The organism is Microbacterium sp. bgisy203 (genome assembly GCF_965345155.1).
Classification (GTDB): Bacteria; Actinomycetota; Actinomycetes; order Actinomycetales; family Microbacteriaceae; genus Microbacterium.
Genome location: NZ_CBDRLZ010000002.1, coordinates 462074 through 484730 on the forward strand (window position 1 = coordinate 462074; position 22657 = coordinate 484730).

22 protein-coding genes are annotated in these 22657 nt (G+C 70.1%); 19 read left to right on the forward strand and 3 right to left on the reverse strand.

All coding sequences use genetic code 11. The annotated features are described in order from the left end of the window. The first annotated feature begins 24 nt into the window (after window positions 1-24). The 8 genes from ACRVYW_RS05475 (at window position 25) to ACRVYW_RS05510 (ending at window position 9714) form a co-directional block, all read left to right on the forward strand. A complete protein-coding gene (locus ACRVYW_RS05475; RefSeq protein ID WP_431802464.1) occupies window positions 25-879 on the forward strand; it encodes an LmeA family phospholipid-binding protein in 855 nt (284 codons plus the stop codon). Between the two features lie 267 nt (window positions 880-1146). Further along, window positions 1147-2580 carry a diaminopimelate decarboxylase gene (lysA, locus tag ACRVYW_RS05480; protein ID WP_431802466.1) on the forward strand — a complete coding sequence of 478 codons (1434 nt, stop codon included), beginning with the start codon at window positions 1147-1149 and terminating at the stop codon, window positions 2578-2580. Further along, complete coding sequence (locus ACRVYW_RS05485; RefSeq protein ID WP_431802468.1) at window positions 2577-3917, forward strand: homoserine dehydrogenase; 1341 nt, start codon at window positions 2577-2579, stop codon at window positions 3915-3917. Before lysA ends, ACRVYW_RS05485 begins: the two co-directional genes overlap by 4 nt. Window position 3918: 1 nt before the next feature. Further along, complete coding sequence (gene thrC / locus ACRVYW_RS05490; protein ID WP_431802470.1) at window positions 3919-4989, forward strand: threonine synthase; 1071 nt, start codon at window positions 3919-3921, stop codon at window positions 4987-4989. Between the two features lie 2 nt (window positions 4990-4991). Beyond that, on the forward strand, window positions 4992-5960 hold the full coding sequence (gene thrB / locus ACRVYW_RS05495) for a homoserine kinase (protein ID WP_431802616.1): 969 nt from the start codon (window positions 4992-4994) through the stop codon (window positions 5958-5960). A 154-nt stretch (window positions 5961-6114) separates the two neighbouring features. Next, on the forward strand, window positions 6115-8178 hold the full coding sequence (rho, locus tag ACRVYW_RS05500) for a transcription termination factor Rho (protein WP_431802472.1): 2064 nt from the start codon (window positions 6115-6117) through the stop codon (window positions 8176-8178). 26 nt (window positions 8179-8204) lie between these two features. Further along, the gene (gene prfA, locus ACRVYW_RS05505; RefSeq protein ID WP_431802474.1) at window positions 8205-9281 is read left to right on the forward strand and encodes a peptide chain release factor 1; all 1077 of its coding nucleotides are present in this window, start codon (window positions 8205-8207) and stop codon (window positions 9279-9281) included. A 28-nt stretch (window positions 9282-9309) separates the two neighbouring features. Beyond that, window positions 9310-9714, forward strand: a complete 405-nt coding sequence (locus ACRVYW_RS05510; protein WP_431802476.1) for a hypothetical protein — start codon at window positions 9310-9312, stop codon at window positions 9712-9714. Window positions 9715-9731: 17 nt separating this feature from the next. On the opposite strand, the gene epsC is transcribed toward ACRVYW_RS05510, so the two are convergent. Genes epsC through cysK (ACRVYW_RS05525) form a run of 3 tightly spaced genes read right to left on the reverse strand, consistent with a single transcriptional unit; the run spans window position 9732 to window position 12257 of the window. Next, complete coding sequence (gene epsC, locus ACRVYW_RS05515) at window positions 9732-10337, reverse strand: serine O-acetyltransferase EpsC (protein ID WP_431802478.1); 606 nt, start codon at window positions 10335-10337, stop codon at window positions 9732-9734. Then, entirely contained in the window at window positions 10334-11305 is a 972-nt protein-coding gene (gene cysK / locus ACRVYW_RS05520) for a cysteine synthase A (RefSeq protein ID WP_431802480.1), read from the reverse strand. The genes epsC and cysK (ACRVYW_RS05520) overlap by 4 nt, the downstream gene beginning before the upstream one ends. Window positions 11306-11309: 4 nt before the next feature. Then, window positions 11310-12257, reverse strand: coding sequence for a cysteine synthase A (gene cysK, locus ACRVYW_RS05525; RefSeq protein WP_431802482.1), 948 nt, complete (start codon window positions 12255-12257; stop codon window positions 11310-11312). A 206-nt stretch (window positions 12258-12463) separates the two neighbouring features. Between cysK (ACRVYW_RS05525) and prmC the strand changes: the two genes are divergently transcribed. The 11 genes from prmC to atpD all read left to right on the forward strand — a co-directional run bounded on the left by prmC (window position 12464) and on the right by atpD (window position 22656). Further along, window positions 12464-13345: a peptide chain release factor N(5)-glutamine methyltransferase gene (gene prmC, locus ACRVYW_RS05530; protein WP_431802484.1), complete on the forward strand. Its 882-nt coding sequence runs from the start codon at window positions 12464-12466 to the stop codon at window positions 13343-13345. A gap of 27 nt (window positions 13346-13372) precedes the next feature. Further along, a complete protein-coding gene (locus tag ACRVYW_RS05535; protein WP_431802486.1) occupies window positions 13373-14092 on the forward strand; it encodes an L-threonylcarbamoyladenylate synthase in 720 nt (239 codons plus the stop codon). Between the two features lie 44 nt (window positions 14093-14136). Beyond that, entirely contained in the window at window positions 14137-15381 is a 1245-nt protein-coding gene (locus tag ACRVYW_RS05540) for an MraY family glycosyltransferase (RefSeq protein ID WP_431802488.1), read from the forward strand. Next, window positions 15378-15950 (forward strand): hypothetical protein, encoded by a 573-nt coding sequence (locus ACRVYW_RS05545; RefSeq protein ID WP_431802490.1) that lies wholly within the window; start codon window positions 15378-15380, stop codon window positions 15948-15950. The genes ACRVYW_RS05540 and ACRVYW_RS05545 overlap by 4 nt, the downstream gene beginning before the upstream one ends. 139 nt (window positions 15951-16089) lie before the next feature. Then, the gene (atpB, locus tag ACRVYW_RS05550; protein ID WP_431802492.1) at window positions 16090-16896 is read left to right on the forward strand and encodes a F0F1 ATP synthase subunit A; all 807 of its coding nucleotides are present in this window, start codon (window positions 16090-16092) and stop codon (window positions 16894-16896) included. A gap of 49 nt (window positions 16897-16945) precedes the next feature. Further along, window positions 16946-17179 (forward strand): ATP synthase F0 subunit C, encoded by a 234-nt coding sequence (gene atpE / locus ACRVYW_RS05555; protein ID WP_067163287.1) that lies wholly within the window; start codon window positions 16946-16948, stop codon window positions 17177-17179. Window positions 17180-17205: 26 nt separating this feature from the next. Beyond that, window positions 17206-17778, forward strand: coding sequence for a F0F1 ATP synthase subunit B (locus ACRVYW_RS05560; protein WP_431802494.1), 573 nt, complete (start codon window positions 17206-17208; stop codon window positions 17776-17778). Then, a complete protein-coding gene (locus tag ACRVYW_RS05565; protein WP_431802496.1) occupies window positions 17778-18566 on the forward strand; it encodes a F0F1 ATP synthase subunit delta in 789 nt (262 codons plus the stop codon). Before ACRVYW_RS05560 ends, ACRVYW_RS05565 begins: the two co-directional genes overlap by 1 nt. A 15-nt stretch (window positions 18567-18581) precedes the next feature. Next, entirely contained in the window at window positions 18582-20222 is a 1641-nt protein-coding gene (atpA, locus tag ACRVYW_RS05570) for a F0F1 ATP synthase subunit alpha (protein ID WP_431802498.1), read from the forward strand. Window positions 20223-20253: 31 nt separating this feature from the next. Continuing rightward, window positions 20254-21168 (forward strand): F0F1 ATP synthase subunit gamma, encoded by a 915-nt coding sequence (locus ACRVYW_RS05575; protein ID WP_431802500.1) that lies wholly within the window; start codon window positions 20254-20256, stop codon window positions 21166-21168. A 33-nt stretch (window positions 21169-21201) separates the two neighbouring features. Then, a complete protein-coding gene (gene atpD, locus ACRVYW_RS05580) occupies window positions 21202-22656 on the forward strand; it encodes a F0F1 ATP synthase subunit beta (RefSeq protein ID WP_431802502.1) in 1455 nt (484 codons plus the stop codon). The last annotated feature ends 1 nt before the right edge of the window (window position 22657 follow it).

A 22657-nucleotide genomic window follows, 5' to 3' on the forward strand; every position in this document is an offset into this window, starting at 1 on the left:
ACTGAGCGAGACGCGGGGGAAGCGATGAGCGACGAGAACCCGACGGTGCCGTTACCCGACCCTCGCGCGCAATGGGCCCTGTCGACGGATGCCGCGGCCTCCGGCACGCGCACCGAAAAGCCCCGGAAGCGTCGCTGGCCGTGGCTCGTCGCGGTTCTCGCCGTCGTCCTGCTCGCCGTCGGTGCGTGGTTCGCGGGGGAGTACATCGCCCGCGGCATCGTCGAGCGGACGATCCGCGAGCAGGTCACGACGCAGCTCGCCCTCCCCGCCGACCAGCCGATCGACATCGACCTGCCCGGGCAGGTGCTCCCTCAGCTGATCGCCGGGCGGTTCGACCAGCTGACCCTCTCGAGCCAGAATGTCCCGTTCGGGCAGCTGACCGGCGACGTCGTCGTGCACGCGAGCGACGTCCCGATCCGCGGCGATGACCCGATCGGCTCCGCCTCGGCATCCGTCACACTCGACCAGTCGCAGCTGCAGGCGCTTCTCGCGACCGTCGAGGACTTCCCGGCGGCGACGGTCGCCCTCGCCGAGCCCGACGTCGACATCTCGATGGACCTGAAGCTGTTCGCCCTCACGGTGCCGGTCGGTGTGGGGCTTACGCCGAGCGCGTCGGCGGGGCAGCTCGTCCTCACCCCGCGGACCCTCATGCTCAACGGCGCGGAGATCTCCGCCGAGGCGCTCGTGGACCAGTTCGGCGCGATCGCACGCACCGTCGTCCGCGACTGGGAGGTCTGCATCGCGCAGTACCTGCCCGCCGGGCTCGAGCTCAGCGCCGTGACCGTGTCGGGCGACACGATCGTCGCCGACTTCGCGATCGACGGCGCCATCATCCACGACGAGGCGCTGCAGCAGAACGGCACCTGCCCGGCATCCTGACCCGCCGCACGCCCCCTCGCCGACCGCGCCCGACACCCCCGAGACGCCCGCGAGACCGCGCGAATTTCACGCAAACCGGCTCGAAAGCGGACATATGCGCGGTCTCGCGGGGTCTGTGGCCGCCGAGGCTGCGCGATATGCGCGGAGCGGTATGGGGCGGTGCCCTAGACTTGCACCACCCGCTGCCCGGCAGGCGGCGCCCCCGTTGCGCTCGCCCAGCCCGAGGTGCGGGAATCCCGCATCCCGCACCCGATTGGTACCCAGCTCGTGTCCGCGTCACCCGATCGTCCGCTCGTGCCGGACTGGCTGACCGTCCCTGACGACGCGAACGCCCTCGCGCAGGGGGTGTGGCCGGATGCCGCACACCGCGACGACCGGGGCGAGCTCGTCGTCGGGGGTGTCTCGGCGAGCGACCTGCGCGCTCTGTACGGCACGCCCCTCTACGTCCTCGACGAGGACGAGGTACGCGGCCGCGCCCGCCGCGCCCGCGCCGCGTTCGACGCGGCCGCCGCACGCCACGGCACGACCGCGCACGTGTACTACGCAGGGAAGGCGTTCCTGTCGACCGAGGTCGTCCGGTGGGTCACGTCCGAAGGCCTCGCCGTTGACGTCGCCACCGGGGGAGAGCTCGCGGTCGCGCTCGCCGCCGGCGCCGACCCCGCGCGCCTCGGGTTCCACGGCAACAACAAGTCCGTCGCCGAGATCGCCCGGGCGATCGCGGCCGGGGTCGGATCGATCGTGATCGACAGCGAGATCGAGGTCGAGCGGGTCGCCGCCGAGGCGGAGCGCCGCGGCATCCGCCAGTCGGTGCGCCTGCGCGTCACCAGCGGCGTGCACGCCGAGACGCACGACTTCCTCGCGACGGCCCACGAGGACCAGAAGTTCGGCATCGCCCTCGACCGCGCCGAGGCGGTGGTCGCGCGGATCCGCGCCCTCCCGAGCCTCGACTTCGGCGGGCTGCACTGCCACATCGGCTCGCAGATCTTCGGCGTCGACGGCTTCCGTGAGTCGGCCGCGCGCCTCCTCGACGTGCACGAGCGCCTGCTCGAGGGCGGCCCCGTCCGGGTCCTCAACCTCGGCGGTGGCTTCGGCATCGCCTACACCTCCGTCGACAGGCCGACCCCGATCGAGGAGCTCGCGGGCGCCATCGTCGACGCGGTCGCCGGCGAGTGCGCGCGTCGCGGCATCCCCGTGCCCGTCCTCGCCTTCGAGCCCGGCCGGGCCATCGTCGGGCCTGCGGGCGTGACGCTCTACGAGGTGGGCACCGTCAAGCCCGTGCGCGTCTCCGACGACCTCACCCGCGTCTACGTCAGCGTCGACGGCGGCATGAGCGACAACGCGCGCCCCGCCCTCTACGGTGCCCAGTACTCCGCACGCATCGCCTCGCGCGTCTCCGACGCCGACCCCGCACTCGTCCGCGTCGTCGGCAAGCACTGCGAGTCGGGCGACATCGTGGTGGACGCCGAATACCTCCCCGGCGACGTCGCACCCGGCGACCTGCTGGCCGTCCCCGCGACCGGCGCCTACTGCTTCTCGCTGTCGAGCAACTACAACTACGTGCTGCGCCCGCCCGTGGTCGCCGTACGCGGCGGCGCCTCCCGCGTCATCGTGCGCGGTGAGACGATCGACGACCTGCTGGCGCACGACGTCGGCGTGCACGACGCCGCCCAGGCCCTCCGTTTCGGAAAGGACTCCGAGTGACCGACTACAGACGCCTCCGCGTGGCCCTGCTCGGCGCGGGCGCCGTGGGATCGCAGGTCGCTGCGATCCTCCTGAAGCACGGCGACGAGCTGGCCGACCGCGCGGGTGCCGCGCTCGACCTCGTCGGCATCGCTGTGCGGAACCCCGACGCGCCGCGTGACGTCGAGCTTCCGCGCGAGCTGCTGACCACGGATGCCGAGGAGCTCATCGTCGGCGCCGACATCGTCATCGAGCTGATGGGCGGCATCGAGCCTGCGCGCACCGACATTGTGACGGCCCTCGGGTCGGGCGCCGACGTCGTCACCGCCAACAAGGCGCTGCTCGCAACGCACGGCCCGGAGATCTTCGACGCCGCCGACCAGGTGGGCGCGTCGGTGTACTACGAGGCGGCGGCGGCGGGCGCCATCCCGATCATCCGTCCGCTGCGCGATTCGCTCGCCGGCGACCGCGTGAACCGGATCATGGGCATCGTCAACGGCACGACGAACTACATCCTCGACCGGATGGACCGCGAGGGGTCGGAGTTCGCCGACGTCCTCGCCGACGCCCAGGCGCTCGGCTACGCCGAGGCCGACCCGACCGCCGACGTCGAGGGCTACGACGCGGCGCAGAAGGCCGCGATCCTCGCCTCGCTCGCCTTCCACACCGCGGTCCCCCTCGACGCGGTGCACCGCGAGGGCATCACGAAGGTCGATGCGCAGCTGATGGATGCCGCGCGTCACGCCGGCTACGTCATCAAGCTCCTCGCCGTGTGCGAGCGGCTGACAGGTCAGGGCGAGGTGTCGCCCTCGGGCGAGGCGATCTCGGTGCGCGTGTACCCGACGCTGATCCCGCGCGAGCACCCGCTCGCGAGCGTCCACGGCGCGAACAACGCCGTGTTCGTCCAGGCCGCGGCCGCCGGGGACCTCATGTTCTACGGCGCCGGCGCCGGAGGGGTGCAGACCGCCTCGGCCGTCCTCGGTGACGTCGTCTCGGCCGCGCGCCGCCACATCGCGGGCGGCGTCGGGGTGGGGGAGTCGACCCGGGCGAACCTCCCCGTGCTGCCGATCGGACGGGTCACGACGCGCTACCAGATCACCCTCGAGGTGTCCGACGAGCCCGGCGTCCTCGCGACGGTCGCCGGCATCCTCAGCGAGGGGCGCGTCTCGATCGCGACGGTCGAGCAGAGCGTCCTCGACGTCGCCGGCGACCGCGCGGACGAGGCCCCGGGCACGGCGCGGATCGTCATCGGGACGCACCCGTCCCTGGAACAGGATCTGAGCGACACCGTCGCCCGACTCGCCGAGAGCGGCGTCGTCGGTCGCGTGGTGTCGGTGTTGCGAGTAGAAGGAGACTGAGATGGTGCATGTCTGGCAGGGAGTCCTGCGCGAGTTCGCCGACCGGTTGGGCGTCACCGACGCCTCGACGGTCGTCACCCTCGGCGAGGGCGGCACGCCACTCATTCCGGCCGCGTCGCTGTCGGCGATGACCGGGGCGGACGTCTACGTCAAGTTCGAGGGGATGAACCCGACGGGCTCGTTCAAGGACCGCGGCATGACGGTGGCCCTCTCGCGCGCCGTCGAGCACGGCGCGCAGGCGGTCATCTGCGCCTCGACGGGGAACACCTCGGCATCCGCCGCCGCCTATGCGGCGCACGCGGGCATCACCGCCGCCGTCCTCGTCCCCGAGGGCAAGATCGCGATGGGCAAGCTCAGCCAGGCCGTCATCCACGGCGGGCGCCTCATCCAGGTGCGCGGCAACTTCGACGACTGCCTCGAGATCGCGCGCGAGCTCGCCGAGAACTACCCCGTGCACCTCGTGAACTCCGTCAACCCCGACCGCATCGACGGACAGAAGACGGCGGCCTACGAGGTCGTCTCGCAGCTGGGGGATGCCCCGGACTTCCACTTCATCCCGGTGGGCAACGCCGGCAACTACACCGCCTACACGCGGGGCTACCGCGAAGATGCCGAGCGCGGGGTGTCGACTCGCGTGCCCCGCATGTTCGGTTTCCAGGCCGAGGGCTCCGCGCCGCTCGTGCGCGGCGAGGTCGTCAAGAACCCCGAGACGATCGCCTCGGCGATCCGTATCGGAAACCCCGCCTCGTGGGAGCTCGCCCTCGAGGCGCGCGACGCCACCGACGGCTGGTTCGGCGCGATCTCGGACGAGAAGATCCTCGTCGCGCAGAAGCTCCTCGCCGACACGGTGGGCGTCTTCGTCGAGCCGGCATCGGCGATCAGCGTCGCGGGCCTCCTCGACCGCGCCGAGGCGGGCATCGTCCCGGCGGGAGCGAAGGTCGTGCTGACGGTCACGGGCCACGGCCTGAAGGACCCGCAGTGGGCACTCCGCAATGCCGACGGCTCCGAGGTGACTCCCACGGTCGTCGACGCGTCGACGAGCGAGGTCGCCGCCGTCCTCGATCTGGCGTGACCGTGACCGGCGCCCGCACCCCCGAGGCCGCGCACGACGGCCTCCGCACCGTCGCGGTCCGTGTGCCCGCGACGAGCGCGAACCTCGGTCCGGGCTTCGACACGCTGGGCCTCGCGCTGAGCGTGTACGACGACCTCGTCGTGACGGCGCTCCCCGAGCCGGGGCTCGAGATCATCGTGTCGGGGGAGGGCGCCGCAGACGTCCCCACCGACGCCTCGCACCTCGTCGTCCGCTCGATGGCGTACGCCTACGAGGCGGTCGGTCGCACGCTTCCCGGCATCCGTCTCGTGGCGCACAACACCATCCCGCACGGGCGCGGCATGGGGTCCTCCGGCGCCGCCGTCGTCGCGGGCCTCCTGGCCGCGAAGGGGCTTCTGGCCGGCGAGGTCGAATTCAGCGACGACACGTTGCTGCGCCTCGCGACGGAGCTTGAAGGCCACCCCGACAACGTCGCACCGGCGCTGTTCGGCGGACTCACGATCGCGTGGATGGGACAGGACGGCCCGCAGCACAAGAAGCTGCTCGTTCACCGCGGCGTCTCGCCCCTCGTGTTCGTGCCGGAGTTCACGATGTCGACGTCCGTCGCCCGCGGCCTCGCCCCGCTGCAGGTGACGCGCGAGGATGCCGTGTTCAACGTGTCGCGCTCCGCCCTGCTGATCGCGGCTCTCATGCAGAGCCCGGAGCTGCTCATGGCGGCCACCGAGGACAAGCTCCACCAGTCGTACCGCGCCCAGGCGATGCCCGAGACCGACGCACTCGTTCAGGCGCTGCGCGCCGCGGGGTTCGCGGCGGTCGTATCGGGGGCGGGACCGAGCGTGCTCGTGCTCGCCGACGGTCCGGGCCGCCGGCTCGAGGCCGCGCGGCTCGCGGCATCCGCCACCGACACACCGTGGGAGCCCCTCATGCTCGCCGTCGATGTGAAGGGTGGTACAGTGAGGGACCATACGGAGGGTTCCACGGTCAGTCCGTGAATCTGGCCTCCGTCGCAATTCTGCGAACCCCCGCATAGTCACCCTTTGCCTCATCGACGTCCACGTCGGACGCGCGATGTCATCGGGTCAGCGCCTCTCGTGGACGGCGTCTGTGCGGATCTGTCCTGTCCACTTTCCCCATGAAGGAGAACTCGTGGAGTCCCTCTCCGAGATCGAAACCCCCCAGAACGACGCTGCGCGCGAGGATGCCGCTCACGTCGTGACCCCCGACACCGACGCGCCCGCCGCGGACGAGACCGTGGAGACCGCGGACGTCGCCGCGGAGGCTCCTGCCGAGGAGGCCCCGGTCGCTGCCGAGGAGTCCGCTGCCGCGAAGCCGGCTGCCGCCGAGGCGCCCGCTGCCGCCGAGGCTCCGGCCGACGCCCCCGCCGCGGAGGAGGCCCTCGCCGCGGAGGAGACCCCCGCCGAGGCGCCGGTCGCCGAGGAGAAGCCGGCCAAGGCGCCGCGCAAGCGTGCCCCTCGCCGCGCCAAGAGCACCGACGTTCCCGCTGAGCCGGCCGCCGAGGCCCCCGCCGCCGAGGCCGCCGAGGCCCCCGCCGACGCCGCCGAGGCGCCGGCCCCCGAGGCATCCACCTCCGATGACGTGGCCGCGCCGGCCGAGGCACCCGCCGCGGAGGCGCCTGCTATCGAGTCGTCGGAGACGCCCGTCGCCGAGGCATCCGAGACCCCCGCGCCCGCCGACGGCGACACCGCAGCCGAGGGTGAGGCAACCGCCGAGGGCGAGGCCCCCGCCGAGGGCGAGACGCCGAGCCGCTCGCGCAGCCGTTCGCGCTCGCGCAGCCGCAGCCGCGGGCAGAAGTCCGAGCAGCAGAACGGCGGCCAGCAGAACGGCGGCGGCCAGAACAACCAGAACCAGAACGCCCAGAACCAGAACGGCTCCGCCGAGGCATCCTCGAGCGACGCCGACAGCGACGAGCAGGGGTCGGGTCGCGGCCGCCAGCCGCGCAAGCGCCGCGGGCAGAACCAGACGGGTGACGAGTTCGAGACCGAGATCGGCGAGGACGACGTCCTCATTCCGGTCGCCGGCATCCTCGATGTGCTCGACAACTACGCGTTCGTCCGCACGACCGGCTACCTCCCCGGCACGAGCGACGTCTACGTCTCGCTCGGGCAGGTCAAGAAGTACAACCTGCGCAAGGGCGACGCCGTGGTCGGCGCCATCAAGCAGCCGCGCGAGGGCGAGCAGTCGAGCCGCCAGAAGTACAACGCGCTCGTCAAGGTCGACGCGATCAACGGCCTGTCGGTCGACGACGCCGCGAACCGCGTCGAGTTCGGCAAGCTGACTCCCCTCTACCCGCAGGAGCGCCTGCGCATGGAGACCGCGCCCGAGAAGCTGACGCAGCGTCTCATCGACCTGGTCGCCCCGATCGGCAAGGGTCAGCGCGGCCTGATCGTCGCACCGCCCAAGGCAGGCAAGACGATCGTGCTGCAGCAGATCGCCGACGCCATCGCGAAGAACAACCCCGAGGTCCACCTCATGGTCGTGCTCGTCGACGAGCGTCCCGAAGAGGTCACCGACATGCAGCGCACGGTCAAGGGCGAGGTCATCGCCTCGACCTTCGACCGCCCCGCCGAAGACCACACGACGGTCGCCGAGCTCGCCATCGAGCGCGCGAAGCGCCTCGTCGAGCTCGGTCGCGACGTGGTCGTGCTGCTCGATTCGATCACTCGTCTCGGCCGCGCGTACAACGTGTCGGCCCCGACGTCGGGCCGCGTCCTCTCCGGCGGTGTCGACGCGTCGGCGCTCTACCCGCCCAAGCGCTTCTTCGGCGCCGCGCGCAACATCGAGAACGGCGGATCGCTCACGATCCTCGCGACCGCGCTCGTCGAGACCGGCTCCAAGATGGACGAGGTCATCTTCGAGGAGTTCAAGGGAACCGGCAACAGCGAGCTGCGCCTGTCGCGCCAGCTCGCCGACAAGCGGATCTTCCCGGCCGTCGACGTCAACGCGTCGTCCACGCGCCGCGAGGAGATGCTCCTCAGCCCGGACGAGGTGAAGATCACCTGGAAGCTCCGCCGCGCGCTCGCCGGCCTCGACCCGCAGCAGGCCCTGGAGGTCGTGCTCGGCAAGCTCAAGGAGACGAGCTCGAACGTCGAGTTCCTCTACCAGATGCAGAACGTGCAGCTGAAGGCATCCAACGGGTCGAACGGCCACGGCGGCGGTCACAGCCACGGCCACGAGAACAGCATCCGCTGAGTCCCCGCGCGATGGTCGAGGGGGCCGTGTTCGCGTCGGTTCAGACGCTCATCGACGAGCACCGCGCGGTGCAGGAGGAACTCTCCGACCCCGCGGTGCACGCCGACGCGACGCGCGCCAAGCGCGTCAACCGGCGCTACGCCGAGCTCTCGAAGATCGTCGCCGCGCACGACGCCTGGGTCGCCGCGAGCGACGACCTGGATGCCGCGCGTGAGCTGGCCGGGGAGGATCCGGCGTTCGCCGACGAGATCCCCGCGCTCGAAGAGCAGGTCGCCGCGGCGCAGGAGAAGCTCCGGCGTCTGCTCATCCCGCGCGACCCCGACGACGCGCGCGATGTGATCATGGAGATCAAGGCGGGGGAGGGCGGCGCGGAGTCGGCCCTCTTCGCCGCCGACCTCCTGCGGATGTACCTGCAGTACGCGGCCTCGCAGGGCTGGAAGACCGAGCTTCTCGAACGGAACGAATCCGACCTCGGCGGCTACAAGGACGTCCAGGTCGCGATCAAGGGGTCCGGGACCGACCCGGCGCAGGGCGTGTGGGCGCACCTCAAGTACGAGGGCGGCGTTCACCGCGTGCAGCGCGTGCCCGCGACCGAGTCGCAGGGCCGCATCCACACCTCGACGACGGGGGTGCTGGTCTTCCCCGAGGTCGACGAGCCTGAAGAGATCCAGATCGACCCGAACGACCTGCGCATCGACGTCTATCGTTCGTCGGGCCCCGGCGGGCAGTCGGTCAACACGACCGACTCGGCGGTCCGCATCACGCACCTTCCGACCGGGATCGTCGTGTCGATGCAGAACGAGAAGAGCCAGCTGCAGAACCGCGAAGCGGGCATGCGGGTGCTCCGCGCGCGGCTGCTTGCCAAGCAGCAGGAGGAGTTGGATGCCGCGGCATCCGATGCCCGCCGCTCGCAGATCAGGGGAATGGACCGCTCCGAGCGCATCCGCACCTACAACTTCCCCGAGAACCGCATCGCCGACCACCGCACGGGGTACAAGGCGTACAACCTCGACCAGGTGATGGACGGCGCGCTCGGCCCGATCATCGACTCGGCGATCACCGCCGACGAAGAGGCGCGGCTCGCGGCCCTCGCCGAGAACTGACGAGCTCGCGGGGCGCTACGCTCAGCGCATGATCACCTTCCTGATCCGCGCGCTGATCTTCGTGCTGTCGGCCGCCGTCGGCCTCATCGTCGCCGACCTCCTCCTCCCCGGCTTCCGGATCGACTGGTCGAACTGGTGGGGCTTCGTCCTCGCCGTCGTCATCTTCGCGGTGCTGCAGTCCGTCCTCACTCCGTGGGCGGCGAAGGTCGCCCGCCGGAACGCGCCGGCCCTCCTCGGCGGGGTGGGGATCGTCTCGACGTTCATCGCCCTGCTCGTCGTCGTGCTGATCCCGGGCGCGGGCATCACGATCGGTTCGCCCTGGTGGACGTGGCTGCTCGCCCCGATGATCGTGTGGCTCATCACGGCGCTGGCGACGATGCTGCTGCCGGCGCTGTTCATCAAGAAGAAGGTCGGCGACAAGCGCGCATCCTGACGGCGCCGCGGGATGCCTCAGATGTAGTACTCGGGGGTCGTGAGGAGCGCCCGCGTGTCCTCGCCGCTCTTGCGCTTGCGGGGCTTCGCCGGAACGCCGACGAGAACCGAGTCCTCCGGGGCGTCGCTCGTGACGACGGCGTTCGCGCCGACGGCGGATCCCGCGCCGATGACGACCGGTCCGAGGATCTTCGCGCCGGCGCCGACCGCCACGCCGTCGCCGAGGGTGGGGTGGCGCTTCCCCGCGTCGCGCGTGCGACCGCCGAGGGTGACGCCGTGATAGAGCATGACGTCGTCGCCGATCTCGGCCGTCTCGCCGATCACGACACCCATGCCGTGGTCGATGAAGAAGCGTCGGCCGATGACGGCGCCCGGGTGGATCTCGACGCCCGTCAGCCAGCGGGTGAGCTGCGACAACGCCCGCGCGGGGAAGCGCAGCCGCCGCGTCCAGAGCCGGTGCGCGACGCGGTACGACCAGATCGCGTGGAGCCCCGAATAGAGCACGGCGATCTCGACGCTGCTGCGCGCAGCCGGGTCGCGGAGCTTCGCGGCCGCGATGTCCTCACGAATGCGCGCGACGGCGCCCCCGATGCCGCGTCCCAGGCGCCCGATCACGCCGCTCATGCGGACACCTTCTCGCTGGACTCTTCGCTGACCTGTTCGCGCAGATCCGCGTACAGCGCCGTGGTGAGGTAGCGCTCTCCGGCATCCGGCACGATCACGACGATGCGCTGCCCCGCCGATTCGGGTCGCTTCGCGATCTCGAGCGCCGCCCACACCGCCGCACCCGCGGACATGCCGGCGAGGATGCCTTCGCGTGCGGCGAGCTCGCGCGCGACGCGCATCGAGTCCTCGAAGGGCGCGTCGATGATCTCGTCCACGACGGAGCGGTCGAGGACGTCGGGCACGAAGTTCGGCCCGATGCCCTGAATGCGGTGTCCCCCCGCGCGGTTTTCGCTGAGGACCGGCGAGTCCGCCGGCTCGACCAGGGCGACCTTCACGCCCGGCACCTCCGCCTTCAGCACCTGGCCGACGCCGGTGACCGTGCCGCCCGTGCCGGAGCCCGCGACGAACCAGTCGATGCGGCCGTCGGTGTCGCGGAGGATCTCCTGCGCCGTCGTCCGGCGGTGGATCGCCGGGTTGGCGGGGCTCTCGAACTGGTGCGCGAGGATCGCGCCCGGCGTCTCCGCGGCGATCCGCTCGGCGGTCTGGACGGCTTCGGTCATCCCCTTGTACGGATCGGTGAGGACGAGCTCCGCCCCGTACGCCTTCAGCAGCGCCCGGCGCTCCTTCGACATCGATGCCGGCATCGTGAGGATCACCCGGTATCCGCGCGCCGCGCCGATGAGCGCGAGCGAGATGCCCGTGTTCCCGCTCGTCGACTCGACGATCGTGCCGCCCGGCTGCAGGGCGCCGGATGCCTCGGCCGCCTCGACGAGGGCGAACCCGAGGCGGTCCTTGACGGACCGCCCGGGGTTGTAGAACTCGAGCTTCGCGAGAACCTCGGCGTGCAGGACCTCGGTGAGCGCGTTCAGCCGGACGAGGGGAGTGTTCCCGAAGACCGTCGTGATGTCGGAGTGGATGCCGGGCACGGGGTCAGACCGCGGCCTCGTCGCGCAGGTTCTCGAACAGCACGGTGGACAGGTATCGCTCGCCGAACGAGGGCACGATGACGACGACGTTCTTGCCGGCGGCTTCGGGGCGCGCGGCGACCTGCAGGGCAGCCCAGATGGCCGCCCCGGAGGAGATGCCGACGAGGATGCCCTCGCGCGTCGCGACCTCGCGGGCCGTCCGCAGCGTGTCGTCGAGCGTGACGTCGAAGACCTCGTCGATGACGCCCTGGTCGAGGATCGGCGGGATGAAGTTCGCGCCGATGCCCTGAATCTTGTGGGGGCCGGCGGTGCCCTTGGTGAGCAGCGGCGAATCGGCGGGCTCGACGGCGATGATCTTCGCGTCGGGCACGCGCTCCTTGAGCACCTGGCCGACGCCGGTGATGGTGCCGCCCGTGCCGATGCCGGCGACGAAGTAGCCGATCTCGCCGTCGGTGTCGCGGATGATCTCCTCGGCGGTGGTCTTGCGGTGGATCTCGACGTTCGCCTGGTTCGCGAACTGCTTCGCGAGGATCGCGCCGGGCGTCTCGGCCGCGATCTCCTCCGCCTTCTCCACGGCTCCCTTCATGCCCAGGGCGGGGTCGGTGAGGACGAGCTCGGCGCCGTAGGCCTTGAGGAGCAGGCGACGCTCGATCGACATCGACGATGGCATCGTGAGGATGACCTTGTACCCGCGGGCGGCGCCGACCATCGCGAGCGCGATGCCGGTGTTGCCGCTCGTGCCCTCGACGATCGTGCCGCCGGGCTGGAGGTCTCCGGAGGCCTCGGCGGCGTCGACGATGGCGATGCCGAGGCGGTCCTTGACCGACGATGCGGGGTTGTAGAACTCGAGCTTCGCGAGCACGGTGCCGGGGAGGCCCTCGCTCACGCGGTTGAGGCGCACGAGCGGGGTGTTGCCGAACGCGCTGGTGATGTCGGTGTGGATGCCGGACATGATCTGCCTTCCTGGCGGGTCGTGGACCGCCCCGCCGCGCCGGTTGCGCCGGGTGAGGCGGACCGCGCGAACCGAGCGGATGGTTCGATGGTGCGAACCAGCCTAAGCGGCGTGTCTATTCCGCGGCCGAATGTGACGCACCGTCACGGGCGGTTCCCGTCGCGCCCGGAGTCGGTCGCGACGCGGCACGTAAACTGGTCCCACCCATGGCCACTTCGCACGATACCGGCGCGCCCGCATCTCTTGCGGTCCTGTTGCGCGACGCCGCGGCGACCCTCGCCCGCGCGGGGGTGCCGACGCCCGATGCGGATGCCGAGCTGCTCGCCGCGCACGTCTTCGGGATCGGTCGCGGCGAGCTGGCCGCCGCCGCGATCCGAGGGGACGCGGCGCCCGCACAGACCGACGACTTCCTCGACCTCGTCGAGCGTCGCGCGGCGCGGGAGCCTCTCCAGCACCTGACGGGTTCCGCTCCGTTCCGCCACCTCGAGCTCCGTGTCGGCCCGGGGGTGTTCGTCCCGCGCCCCGAGACCGAGATGGTCGCGCAGCTCGCGATCGACGCCCTCCGTGCGGTTCCGGATGCCGCACCGATCGGGGTCGATCTCGGCACCGGGTCGGGGGCGATCGCCCTCGCTCTCGCAACCGAGGTGCCGCACGCCGAGATCCACGCCGCCGAGAACGCGGTCGACGCCTTCATCTGGGCGAAGGAGAACGTCGACGCTCTCGCGCCGCACGTCCGCCTGGCGTTCATCGACCTGGCATCCGCCTTCCCCGAACTCGACGGCCGCGTCGCGGTGCTCGTCTCGAATCCGCCGTACGTTCCGGATGCCGCGATCCCGCGCGACCCCGAGGTCCGGTTCTGGGATCCGCCCTCCGCGCTCTACGGGGGAGAGGACGGGCTCGACGTCGTCCGCACGCTCTCCGATGTGGGGCTGCGGCTCCTCCGCCCCGGGGGGACGCTCGTCATCGAGCACGGCGAGTGGCAGGGGCCCGCGATCCGCGAGCTCCTCTCGACGGCCGGGTGGCGTGCGGCGGCGACGCACCCCGACCTCACGATGCGCGATCGGGCCACCACCGCGCTCCGTCCCTGAGAGGGCCGCCGCGTAGACTGGACGGATATGTCTGACCTCTTCGACTGCCGCGACGCCGAGCAGCTGCTCCCCGGCATGCGCAAGGCGCGCCAGGCCATCGGCCGCGGCGAGCTCGTCGTCCTCCCCACCGACACCGTGTACGGCGTCGGCGCCGACGCGTTCAGCGCGGCGGCCGTGCAGCGGCTGCTGGATGCCAAGGGCCGCGGGCGCCAGTCCCCGCCGCCCGTCCTCGTCGCGGGCGTCGCGACGATGCGCGCTCTCGTCGCCGAGGTGCCCCCGCAGGTGGAGCGCCTCGTCGAGGCGTTCTGGCCGGGTGGCCTGACGATCGTCCTCCCCGCCCAGCCGTCGCTGTCGTGGGACCTCGGTGAGACCCACGGCACGGTCGCGGTGCGCATGCCCGCCGAGCGCATCGCCCTCGAACTCCTCGAGGAGTGCGGGCCCCTCGCCGTCTCCAGCGCGAACCTCACCGGTAGGCCCGCCGCGGTCGACGTGGACTCCGCGCGCGCCATGCTCGGCGACAGCGTCTCGGTCTACCTCGACGGGGGCCCCGCGTCGACCGGGGTCGCATCGACGATCATCGATGCGACCGGTCTCGTCGCGGGCGGCACCCGTCCCGTGCGCGTGCTCCGCGAAGGCGCCGTGAGCCGCGCGCAGCTGGGGGAGGTGCTCGGCGATCTGCTGGAGCCCGCCGATCCCGACGCGCCGCTGCTCGGCGACGGAGCGCGAACGGATGCCGGCCCCGCCTAGGGTCGGGCCGCCGCGGAACTCGACCTCATCGTGAAGAACGCATCGTGAAGTACTACCTCTTCATCGCCATCATGACCGCGACCTTCACGCTCGCGTTCACCGCGATCGTGTGGCGTGTGGGGCTGCGGTACCGTCTGTATCCGGCGATCCGCGAGCGGGACGTCCACAAGACCCCGAAGCCCCGCATCGGCGGCGTCGCGATGTACTTCGGTGTCCTCGCGGCGTTCGCCCTGTCGTCGCAGGTCCCGTACTTCTCGATCATCTGGGCGAAGCCGTCGGTGGTGTGGTCCGTGCTCGCCGCCGCGACTCTCATCGTCGTGATCGGCGTCGCCGACGACCTGTGGGACCTCGACTGGACGATCAAGCTGGGAGCGCAGTTCCTCGCCGCGGGGATCGTGGTCGGTTTCGGCGGCTTCCAGATCTTCTATCTGCCCTTCGGCACCCAGCTCGTCGTGTCGAGCTGGGTGAGCTTCGCGCTGTCGGTGCTCGCGATCGTCGTCGTCATGAACGCCGTCAACTTCATCGACGGACTCGACGGGCTCGTCGCCGGCGTCGGGCTGATCGCGAACCTCGTCTTCTTCGTCTACACGTACCTCGTGCTGCGCGACACGGGCGCCTCGACCTACTCGAGCCTCGCGCCGTTCATCGCGGTCGTCCTCATCGGCGTGTGCATCGGGTTCCTGCCTCTCAACTGGGCGCCGTCGAAGCTCTTCATGGGCGACTCGGGCGCGCTGCTGATCGGCCTGCTCATGGCCACGGCGGCGCTCGCGCTGATCGGCAGCCTCGACCCGGCCCTCTTGGGCGACAACAACGCCTTCGGGCGCTCGCAGCTGCTCGGTGCGTTCATCCCCATCGTGCTGCCGGTCGTCGTCGTCCTGCTTCCGCTGCTCGATTTCGGCATGGCGATCATCCGCCGCATGGGCAAGGGACTGTCGCCCTTCTCACCCGACCGCAAGCACCTCCACCACCGCATGCTCGACATGGGGCACAGCGACCGCGACGCCGTCCTCGTCTTCTTCGCGTGGACGGCGGTCATCTCGCTCGGCGTCCTCCTCATGTACATCGGCACGGCGCAGGATTGGGACGCGGGCTACTGGCCGGGCGTCGCGTTCGTGCTCGTGGGCATCGCCGCCTGCATCGCCGTGACGCTCCTCCCGTCGGCATCCCGTGCCGTCCCGCGGGATGCCGCGGATGCCCCGAGCTCTTCCGATGCGTCCGCATCGGTCGATCCTCCGGACTCTCCCACCCATCCCGACGCTCCCGCCCCGAACGAACCGAGGACCGCATGACCGAGGCCCCCGATCCCCGCCGCTCCGCCGCCCCGCCGGCCCCCACCGCGCGGCAGGAGGTGTCGAGCAACCGGCTGTTCCGCGCGACCCTCCTCTGGTCGGCGGGCGCGACCGCCGTGCTCGCGGTCGTCGGCGCCGTCGTCGGCTACGCGGTCGCCGGCACGTCGGGCCTATGGAGCGCGCTGGTGGCGATCCTCCTCGCGGCGGTGTTCCTCGGTCTCACGGCCGGCTCGATCCTCATCGCCAACCGCTGGTACGGCGACCCGCTCTGGGTGCCGATCTTCTTCGGGGCGGTGATGGGCAGCTGGGTCGTGAAGTTCGGGCTGTTCATCGTCGCGCTGCTGGTGCTGCGCGGCCAGGAGTGGCTCAACGGGCCGGTCTTCTTCGTCGCCCTCGTCGTGAGCGTCCTCGCCTCGCTCGTGATCGATGTCGTCGTCATGCTGAAACTGCGCGTGCCGCACGTGGGAGACGTCAGCCTGCCGACGCTCGCGGACGTGGAGGCCGCCGAATCCCGACCGGATGCCGGGGACGGGGAGCCGGGCGCGGACACGGGCGCCCCGCGCGCCTGATAGGCTGTCTCTGCGCCCGTGACCTCAGGTGTGAGAACGCCGAGGACTGTGTGCGCATCGACTTTCACCGACCATCGTCGCCTCGGTTCACGCCGATGCCCCGAAGCTGGAGTCTGCGCTGTTTACCCACGCTGCGACCTTGATCGCCAAGACCGCCGAAGACGGCGGCGAGTTCCACGGACCCTCGATCAACGAGTTCTTCCCTGAGACGCTCTTCAACCTGTTCGGTGTCATCCCGGTCAACCGGATCCACCTGATCCAGTTCCTCGCGACGGCGATCATCGTCCTCCTCTTCTGGCTCGGTACCCGCAACATGCGCGTCGTCCCCGGCACCGACTTCCGAGGCCGCCGCCAGGGCCTGGTCGAGATGGGTCTCGACTTCGTCCGCGTCAACATCGCCGAGGATCTCCTGGGCAAGAAGGACGGGCAGCGCTTCCTCCCGATCCTCACCACGATCTTCTTCATGGTGCTGTTCTTCAACCTGACCGGCATCATCCCGTTCCTGAACATCGCGGGAACCTCGATCGTCGCCGTCCCGTTGCTGCTCGCCGTGGTCAGCTACGCGACCTTCATCTACGCCGGTATCAAGAAGAGCCCGAAGAACTTCTTCAAGAACTCGCTCTTCCCCTCCGGTGTGCCGTGGCCGATCTACATCATCGTGACGCCGATCGAGCTGATCTCGACCTTCGTCATCCGTCCGGTCACGCTGACCCTCCGACTCCTCATGAACATGATGGTCGGCCACCTCCTGCTCGTCCTGTTCTTCGCGGCGACGCAGTTCTTCCTCGTGACCCTGGGCGGATGGTGGTCGGCGCTCGCCGTCGGCTCGCTCGCCTTCGGTTTCGTCTTCACCCTGTTCGAGCTCCTGGTGGCCGTCCTCCAGGCGTACGTCTTCGCCCTCCTCACCGCGGTCTACATCCAGCTCGCGGTGGCCGAGGAGCACTGAGCGGTCGAGGCTCCCGCTTCGCCCATCCCACCCTGAAAGGAAAACCCCCGTGGACGCAACTACGGTTCTCGCCGAGCTTTCCGGCAACGTCGCGACGATGGGCTACGGCCTCGCCGCCATCGGCCCCGCCATCGGCGTCGGCATCGTCGTCGGCAAGACGATCGAGGGCGTCGCCCGCCAGCCCGAGCTGGCCGGCCGCCTGCAGGTCCTGATGTGGATCGGTATCGCCTTCACCGAGGCGCTCGCCTTCATCGGTATCGCGACCTACTTCATCTTCCAGTAATCGCCTCCCGGACTTAAGGAGACAGGATGCTCAAGGCTCTTGTCGCGTACGCGGCGGAGGAGGGGCACAACACCAACCCCCTCATCCCCGCCTGGTACGACATCATCTGGTCGGCGGTCTGCTTCGTCATCATTCTCTTCCTCTTCTGGAAGATCGCGCTGCCGAAGATGCGGGACCTGCTCGACAAGCGTTCGGCTGCCATCGAGGGCAACATCGCGAAGGCGGACGAGGCTCAGCGCAAGGCCGAGGCCGCGCTCGAGGAGTATACGGCGCAGCTCGCCGACGCCCGCAAGGAGGCCGGTGAGATCCGCGATGCCGCCCGCGAGGACGGCAAGAAGATCGTCGCCGAGGCGAAGGACAACGCGACGGTCGAGGCCGCCCGCGTGACCGCCGCCGCCCAGACTCAGATCGAGGCGGAGCGCCAGACGGCGCTCGTGTCGCTGCGCAGCGAAGTGGGCACGCTCGCGCTCGACCTCGCCGGCGGTGTCATCGGTGAGACGCTCTCCGACGACGCCCGAGCCAAGGGCGTGGTGGACCGCTTCCTCGCCGACCTCGAGGCATCCGAGAAGGCCGCCTCGTCGACGGAGGCTGCGAAGTAATGGGAAGCGCGACCACTCAGGCGCTGGCGACCACGGTCGCCGAGCTCACCGCGTCGACCGTCGACGACCTCTCCGTCTCCCGCGAGCTGTTCGCGGCGGCACGGGAGATCTCCGACTCGACGCAGCTGAGCGGCGCGCTCTCGCTGTGGGGCGCGCCGGCCGCGGCGCGCACCCGGGTCGTCGAGACGGTCTTCGCCGGGTTCGGTGAGACGTCGCGGAAGCTCCTGGCATCCGCCGTCTCCGAGCGCTGGTCGTCGACCTCCGACCTGATCTCGGGGATCGAGGAGCTCGCCATCCGTGCGGCCTCCATCGCCTCACCGGGAACGGACGTCGAGGGCGAGCTGTTCCAGGTGGTCCGGATGGTCGCGGCCAACCCGGACCTTGAGCTCGCGCTCGGCAACCGCCTCGCCTCCGCCGAGGCCAAGGGCGCGGTCGTCGAGAAGCTCCTCGGCGGGCGCACCAGCGAAGCGACGACGCTCATCACCTCGCAGCTCGTGCAGCAGCCCCGCGAGCGTCGCGTGCGCTTCCTGCTGACACGGGCGACCGAGCTCGTCGCCGACCAGCGCGGCAGCACCGTCGCCACGGTCCGCGTCGCCGCGCCGCTCGACGAGCAGCAGCGGGGCCGCCTCGCTGAGGCGCTCAGCGAGCGGTACGGCAGCACCGTGACCGTCAACGTCATCGTCGACCCCGCGGTGCTCGGCGGGGTGCGCGTCGAGATCGGTGACCACGTCATCGACGCGACCGTCTCCTCCCGAATCAACGACTTGCGCCAGCGCCTCGCTGGCTGAACCAGAAGGAAAACCATGGCAGATCTCACCATCAGCCCCGACGTCATCCGTGACGCACTGAAGGACTTCGTCGCCGCCTACGAGCCCACGGGCGCGGCGGCGACCGAGGTCGGCACGGTCGTCGACGCGGCCGACGGCATCGCCCACGTCGAGGGCCTCCCCGGCGTCATGGCGAACGAGCTCGTCCGCTTCGCGAACGGTGTCGAGGGCCTCGCGCTGAACCTCGACGAGAACGAGATCGGTGTGGTCGTCCTCGGCGACTTCTCCGGCATCGAGGCCGGCCAGAGCGTCACCCGCACCGGCGAGGTGCTCTCCGTGCCCGTCGGCGACGGCTACCTCGGCCGCGTCGTCGACCCGCTCGGCACCCCGATCGACGGTCTCGGCGACATCGCGACCACCGGCCGCCGCGCCCTCGAGCTGCAGGCGCCCGGCGTCATGCAGCGGAAGTCCGTGCATGAGCCGATGCAGACCGGCATCAAGGCGATCGACGCCATGATCCCCGTCGGCCGCGGTCAGCGTCAGCTGATCATCGGCGACCGCCAGACCGGCAAGACGGCCATCGCGCTCGACACGATCATCAACCAGAAGGACAACTGGGCCTCGGGCGATGTGAACAAGCAGGTCCGCTGCATCTACGTCGCGATTGGTCAGAAGGGCTCGACCATCGCCGCCGTGAAGGGCGCCCTCGAGGACGCCGGCGCGATGGAGTACACGACGATCGTCGCGGCCCCGGCATCCGACCCCGCCGGCTTCAAGTACATCGCCCCCTACACGGGCTCGGCCATCGGCCAGCACTGGATGTACGAGGGCAAGCACGTCCTCATCATCTTCGACGACCTGTCGAAGCAGGCCGAGGCCTACCGTGCCGTCTCGCTCCTCCTCCGCCGCCCGCCGGGCCGCGAGGCGTACCCCGGCGACGTCTTCTACCTGCACTCGCGTCTGCTCGAGCGCTGCGCGAAGCTCTCCGACGAGCTCGGTGCCGGTTCGATGACGGGTCTTCCCATCATCGAGACGAAGGCCAACGACGTCTCGGCGTACATCCCGACCAACGTGATCTCGATCACCGACGGCCAGATCTTCCTGCAGTCCGACCTCTTCAACGCCAACCAGCGCCCTGCGGTCGACGTCGGCATCTCGGTGTCGCGCGTCGGCGGTGACGCGCAGGTGAAGTCGATCAAGAAGGTCTCGGGAACGCTGAAGCTCGAGCTCGCCCAGTACCGGTCGCTCGAGGCGTTCGCGATGTTCGCCTCCGACCTCGACGCGGCCAGCCGCCGTCAGCTCGAGCGCGGCGCACGCCTCACCGAGCTCCTCAAGCAGCCGCAGTACTCGCCGTACCCGGTCGAGGAGCAGGTCGTCTCGATCTGGGCCGGCACCAACGGCAAGCTCGACACGATCGAGGTCGAGGACGTGCTCCGGTTCGAGCGCGAGCTGCTCGACTACCTCAAGCGCAACACGACGATCCTCACGACGCTCCGTGACACGAACGTCCTCGACGACGACGCCGCCGCCGAGCTCGAGAAGGTGACGGATGCCTTCATCCTGGAGTTCCAGGGCGGCAAGGGCCAGTCGATCGACAAGCCGGGCCACGAAGAGGTCGCGGCCGCGCACGAAGAAGACGTGAACCAGGAGAAGATCGTCAAGGGCCGCCGCGGCTGAGGCCGCGGGACCGTTTCCTGAGACAGAGAACATGGGCGCACAACTCCGGGTCTACAAGCAGAAGATCGCTTCTGCTCAGACGACCAAGAAGATCACGAAGGCGATGGAACTCATCGCGGCTTCGCGCATCCAGAAGGCGATGGCGCGCGTCCGCGCGTCGTCGCCCTTCGCGCGGGCCGTGACGCGGGCCGTCGCCGCCGTGGCGACGCACTCCAACGTCCAGCACCCGCTCACCACCGAGCGCGAGGTGATCCGCCGGTCGGCGGTCGTCATCTTCGCCTCCGACCGCGGCCTCGCCGGCGCGTTCAACTCGCAGATCCTCCGGGAGGGTCTCGAGCTCGGAGAGCTGCTGCGGCTGCAGGGCAAGGATGTCGTCTACTACCTCGTCGGTCGCAAGGCCGTCGGCTACTTCCAGTTCCGGCGCATGGCGTCGGCGGGGGAGTGGGTCGGCGACACCGACACTCCGCACTTCAACACCGCCGAGCAGATCGCAGGGGCCCTGCTGGATGCCTACGACCGCGGCGGCGACGAAGAGGGCGGCGTCGACGAGATCCACCTCGTGTACAACCGCTTCATCAGCATGATGACCCAGGAGCCCGAGCGGGTGCGCCTGCTCCCGCTCGAGGTCGTCGAGGCCGACGAGACCGAGGCCGCGAGCAGCGGACCTGCGCAGGTCTACCCGCTCTACGACTTCGAGCCGAGCCCAGAGACGGTGCTCGACGCGCTCCTTCCGGTGTACGTGCAGAGCCGCGTGTTCAACGCGCTCCTGCAGTCGTCGGCCGCGAAGCACGCCGCGACCCAGAAGGCGATGAAGAGCGCCAGCGACAACGCCGACAAGCTCATCACCGATTACACCCGCCTGCGCAACAACGCACGCCAGGCCGAGATCACTCAGCAGATCGCCGAGATCGTCGGCGGCGCCGACGCCCTCTCGTCCGGCTCCTAATCCGGCAACTGACCACACCGAAAGAGACAGACAATGACTGCCACCGCCACTGCCGACAAGGCCGAGACGACGGTCGTCGGGCGCGTCGCACGCGTCACCGGCCCGGTCGTCGACATCGAGTTCCCGCACGATGCGATCCCCGACATCTACAACGCGCTGAAGACGACGATCACGATCGGCGACGACTCCACCGAGATCACGCTGGAGGTCGCGCAGCACCTCGGCGACGACCTCGTGCGCGCCATCTCGCTGAAGCCGACCGACGGCATGGTCCGCGGCCAGGAGGTGCGCGACACCGGCGGCCCGATCTCGGTGCCCGTCGGCGACGTCACCAAGGGCAAGGTCTTCAGTGTCACCGGTGACATCCTGAACCTCGAGCCCGGCGAGCAGGTCGAGATCACGGAGCGCTGGGGCATCCACCGTCAGGCTCCGAACTTCGACCAGCTGGAGTCGAAGACCCAGATGTTCGAGACGGGCATCAAGGTCATCGACCTGCTGACCCCGTACGTCCAGGGTGGGAAGATCGGCCTGTTCGGCGGCGCGGGCGTCGGCAAGACCGTCCTCATCCAGGAGATGATCCAGCGCGTCGCGCAGGACCACGGCGGCGTGTCGGTGTTCGCCGGTGTCGGCGAGCGCACCCGTGAGGGCAACGACCTCATCCACGAGATGGAGGAGGCGGGCGTCTTCGACAAGACCGCACTCGTCTTCGGCCAGATGGACGAGCCGCCGGGGACGCGCCTTCGCGTCGCCCTGTCGGCGCTGACGATGGCGGAGTACTTCCGCGACGTGCAGAAGCAGGACGTGCTGCTGTTCATCGACAACATCTTCCGCTTCACGCAGGCCGGCTCCGAGGTGTCCACCCTCCTCGGTCGCATGCCCTCCGCGGTCGGCTACCAGCCGAACCTCGCCGACGAGATGGGTGTGCTCCAGGAGCGCATCACCTCGACGCGTGGTCACTCGATCACCTCGCTCCAGGCGATCTACGTGCCCGCCGACGACTACACCGACCCGGCCCCGGCGACCACCTTCGCCCACCTCGACGCCACCACCGAGCTCTCGCGTGAGATCGCGTCGAAGGGTCTGTACCCGGCCGTCGACCCGCTGGCCTCGACCAGCCGCATTCTCGACCCGCGTTACATCGGTGCCGACCACTACCGTGTCGCCACCGCCGTGAAGCAGATCCTGCAGAAGAACAAGGAACTGCAGGAGATCATCGCGATCCTCGGTGTCGACGAGCTCTCCGAAGAGGACAAGGTCGTCGTGTCGCGCGCGCGCCGCATCCAGCAGTTCCTCTCGCAGAACACCTACATGGCGAAGAAGTTCACGGGCGTCGAGGGCTCCACGGTCCCGATCAAGGAGACCATCGAGTCGTTCGACGCGATCGTCAAGGGTGACTACGACCACGTCGCCGAGCAGGCGTTCTTCAACGTCGGCGGCATCTCCGACGTCGAGGAGAAGTGGGCGAAGATCCAGAAGGAGAACAGCTGAC

What these genes read in the sequence shown, in the direction of transcription:
- ACRVYW_RS05565 (WP_431802496.1), top strand. Translation starts at nt 17,778, where the DNA reads ATGGGAAGCGCGACCACTCAGGCGCTGGCGACCACGGTCGCCGAGCTC.
- thrC (WP_431802470.1), top strand. Translation starts at nt 3,919, where the DNA reads ATGGTGCATGTCTGGCAGGGAGTCCTGCGCGAGTTCGCCGACCGGTTG.
- prmC (WP_431802484.1), top strand. Translation starts at nt 12,464, where the DNA reads ATGGCCACTTCGCACGATACCGGCGCGCCCGCATCTCTTGCGGTCCTG.
- ACRVYW_RS05475 (WP_431802464.1), top strand. Translation starts at nt 25, where the DNA reads ATGAGCGACGAGAACCCGACGGTGCCGTTACCCGACCCTCGCGCGCAA.
- ACRVYW_RS05510 (WP_431802476.1), top strand. Translation starts at nt 9,310, where the DNA reads ATGATCACCTTCCTGATCCGCGCGCTGATCTTCGTGCTGTCGGCCGCC.
- ACRVYW_RS05575 (WP_431802500.1), top strand. Translation starts at nt 20,254, where the DNA reads ATGGGCGCACAACTCCGGGTCTACAAGCAGAAGATCGCTTCTGCTCAG.
- epsC (WP_431802478.1), bottom strand. Translation starts at nt 10,337, where the DNA reads ATGAGCGGCGTGATCGGGCGCCTGGGACGCGGCATCGGGGGCGCCGTC.
- cysK (WP_431802482.1), bottom strand. Translation starts at nt 12,257, where the DNA reads ATGTCCGGCATCCACACCGACATCACCAGCGCGTTCGGCAACACCCCG.
- atpA (WP_431802498.1), top strand. Translation starts at nt 18,582, where the DNA reads ATGGCAGATCTCACCATCAGCCCCGACGTCATCCGTGACGCACTGAAG.
- ACRVYW_RS05560 (WP_431802494.1), top strand. Translation starts at nt 17,206, where the DNA reads ATGCTCAAGGCTCTTGTCGCGTACGCGGCGGAGGAGGGGCACAACACC.
- ACRVYW_RS05545 (WP_431802490.1), top strand. Translation starts at nt 15,378, where the DNA reads ATGACCGAGGCCCCCGATCCCCGCCGCTCCGCCGCCCCGCCGGCCCCC.
- ACRVYW_RS05535 (WP_431802486.1), top strand. Translation starts at nt 13,373, where the DNA reads ATGTCTGACCTCTTCGACTGCCGCGACGCCGAGCAGCTGCTCCCCGGC.
- atpD (WP_431802502.1), top strand. Translation starts at nt 21,202, where the DNA reads ATGACTGCCACCGCCACTGCCGACAAGGCCGAGACGACGGTCGTCGGG.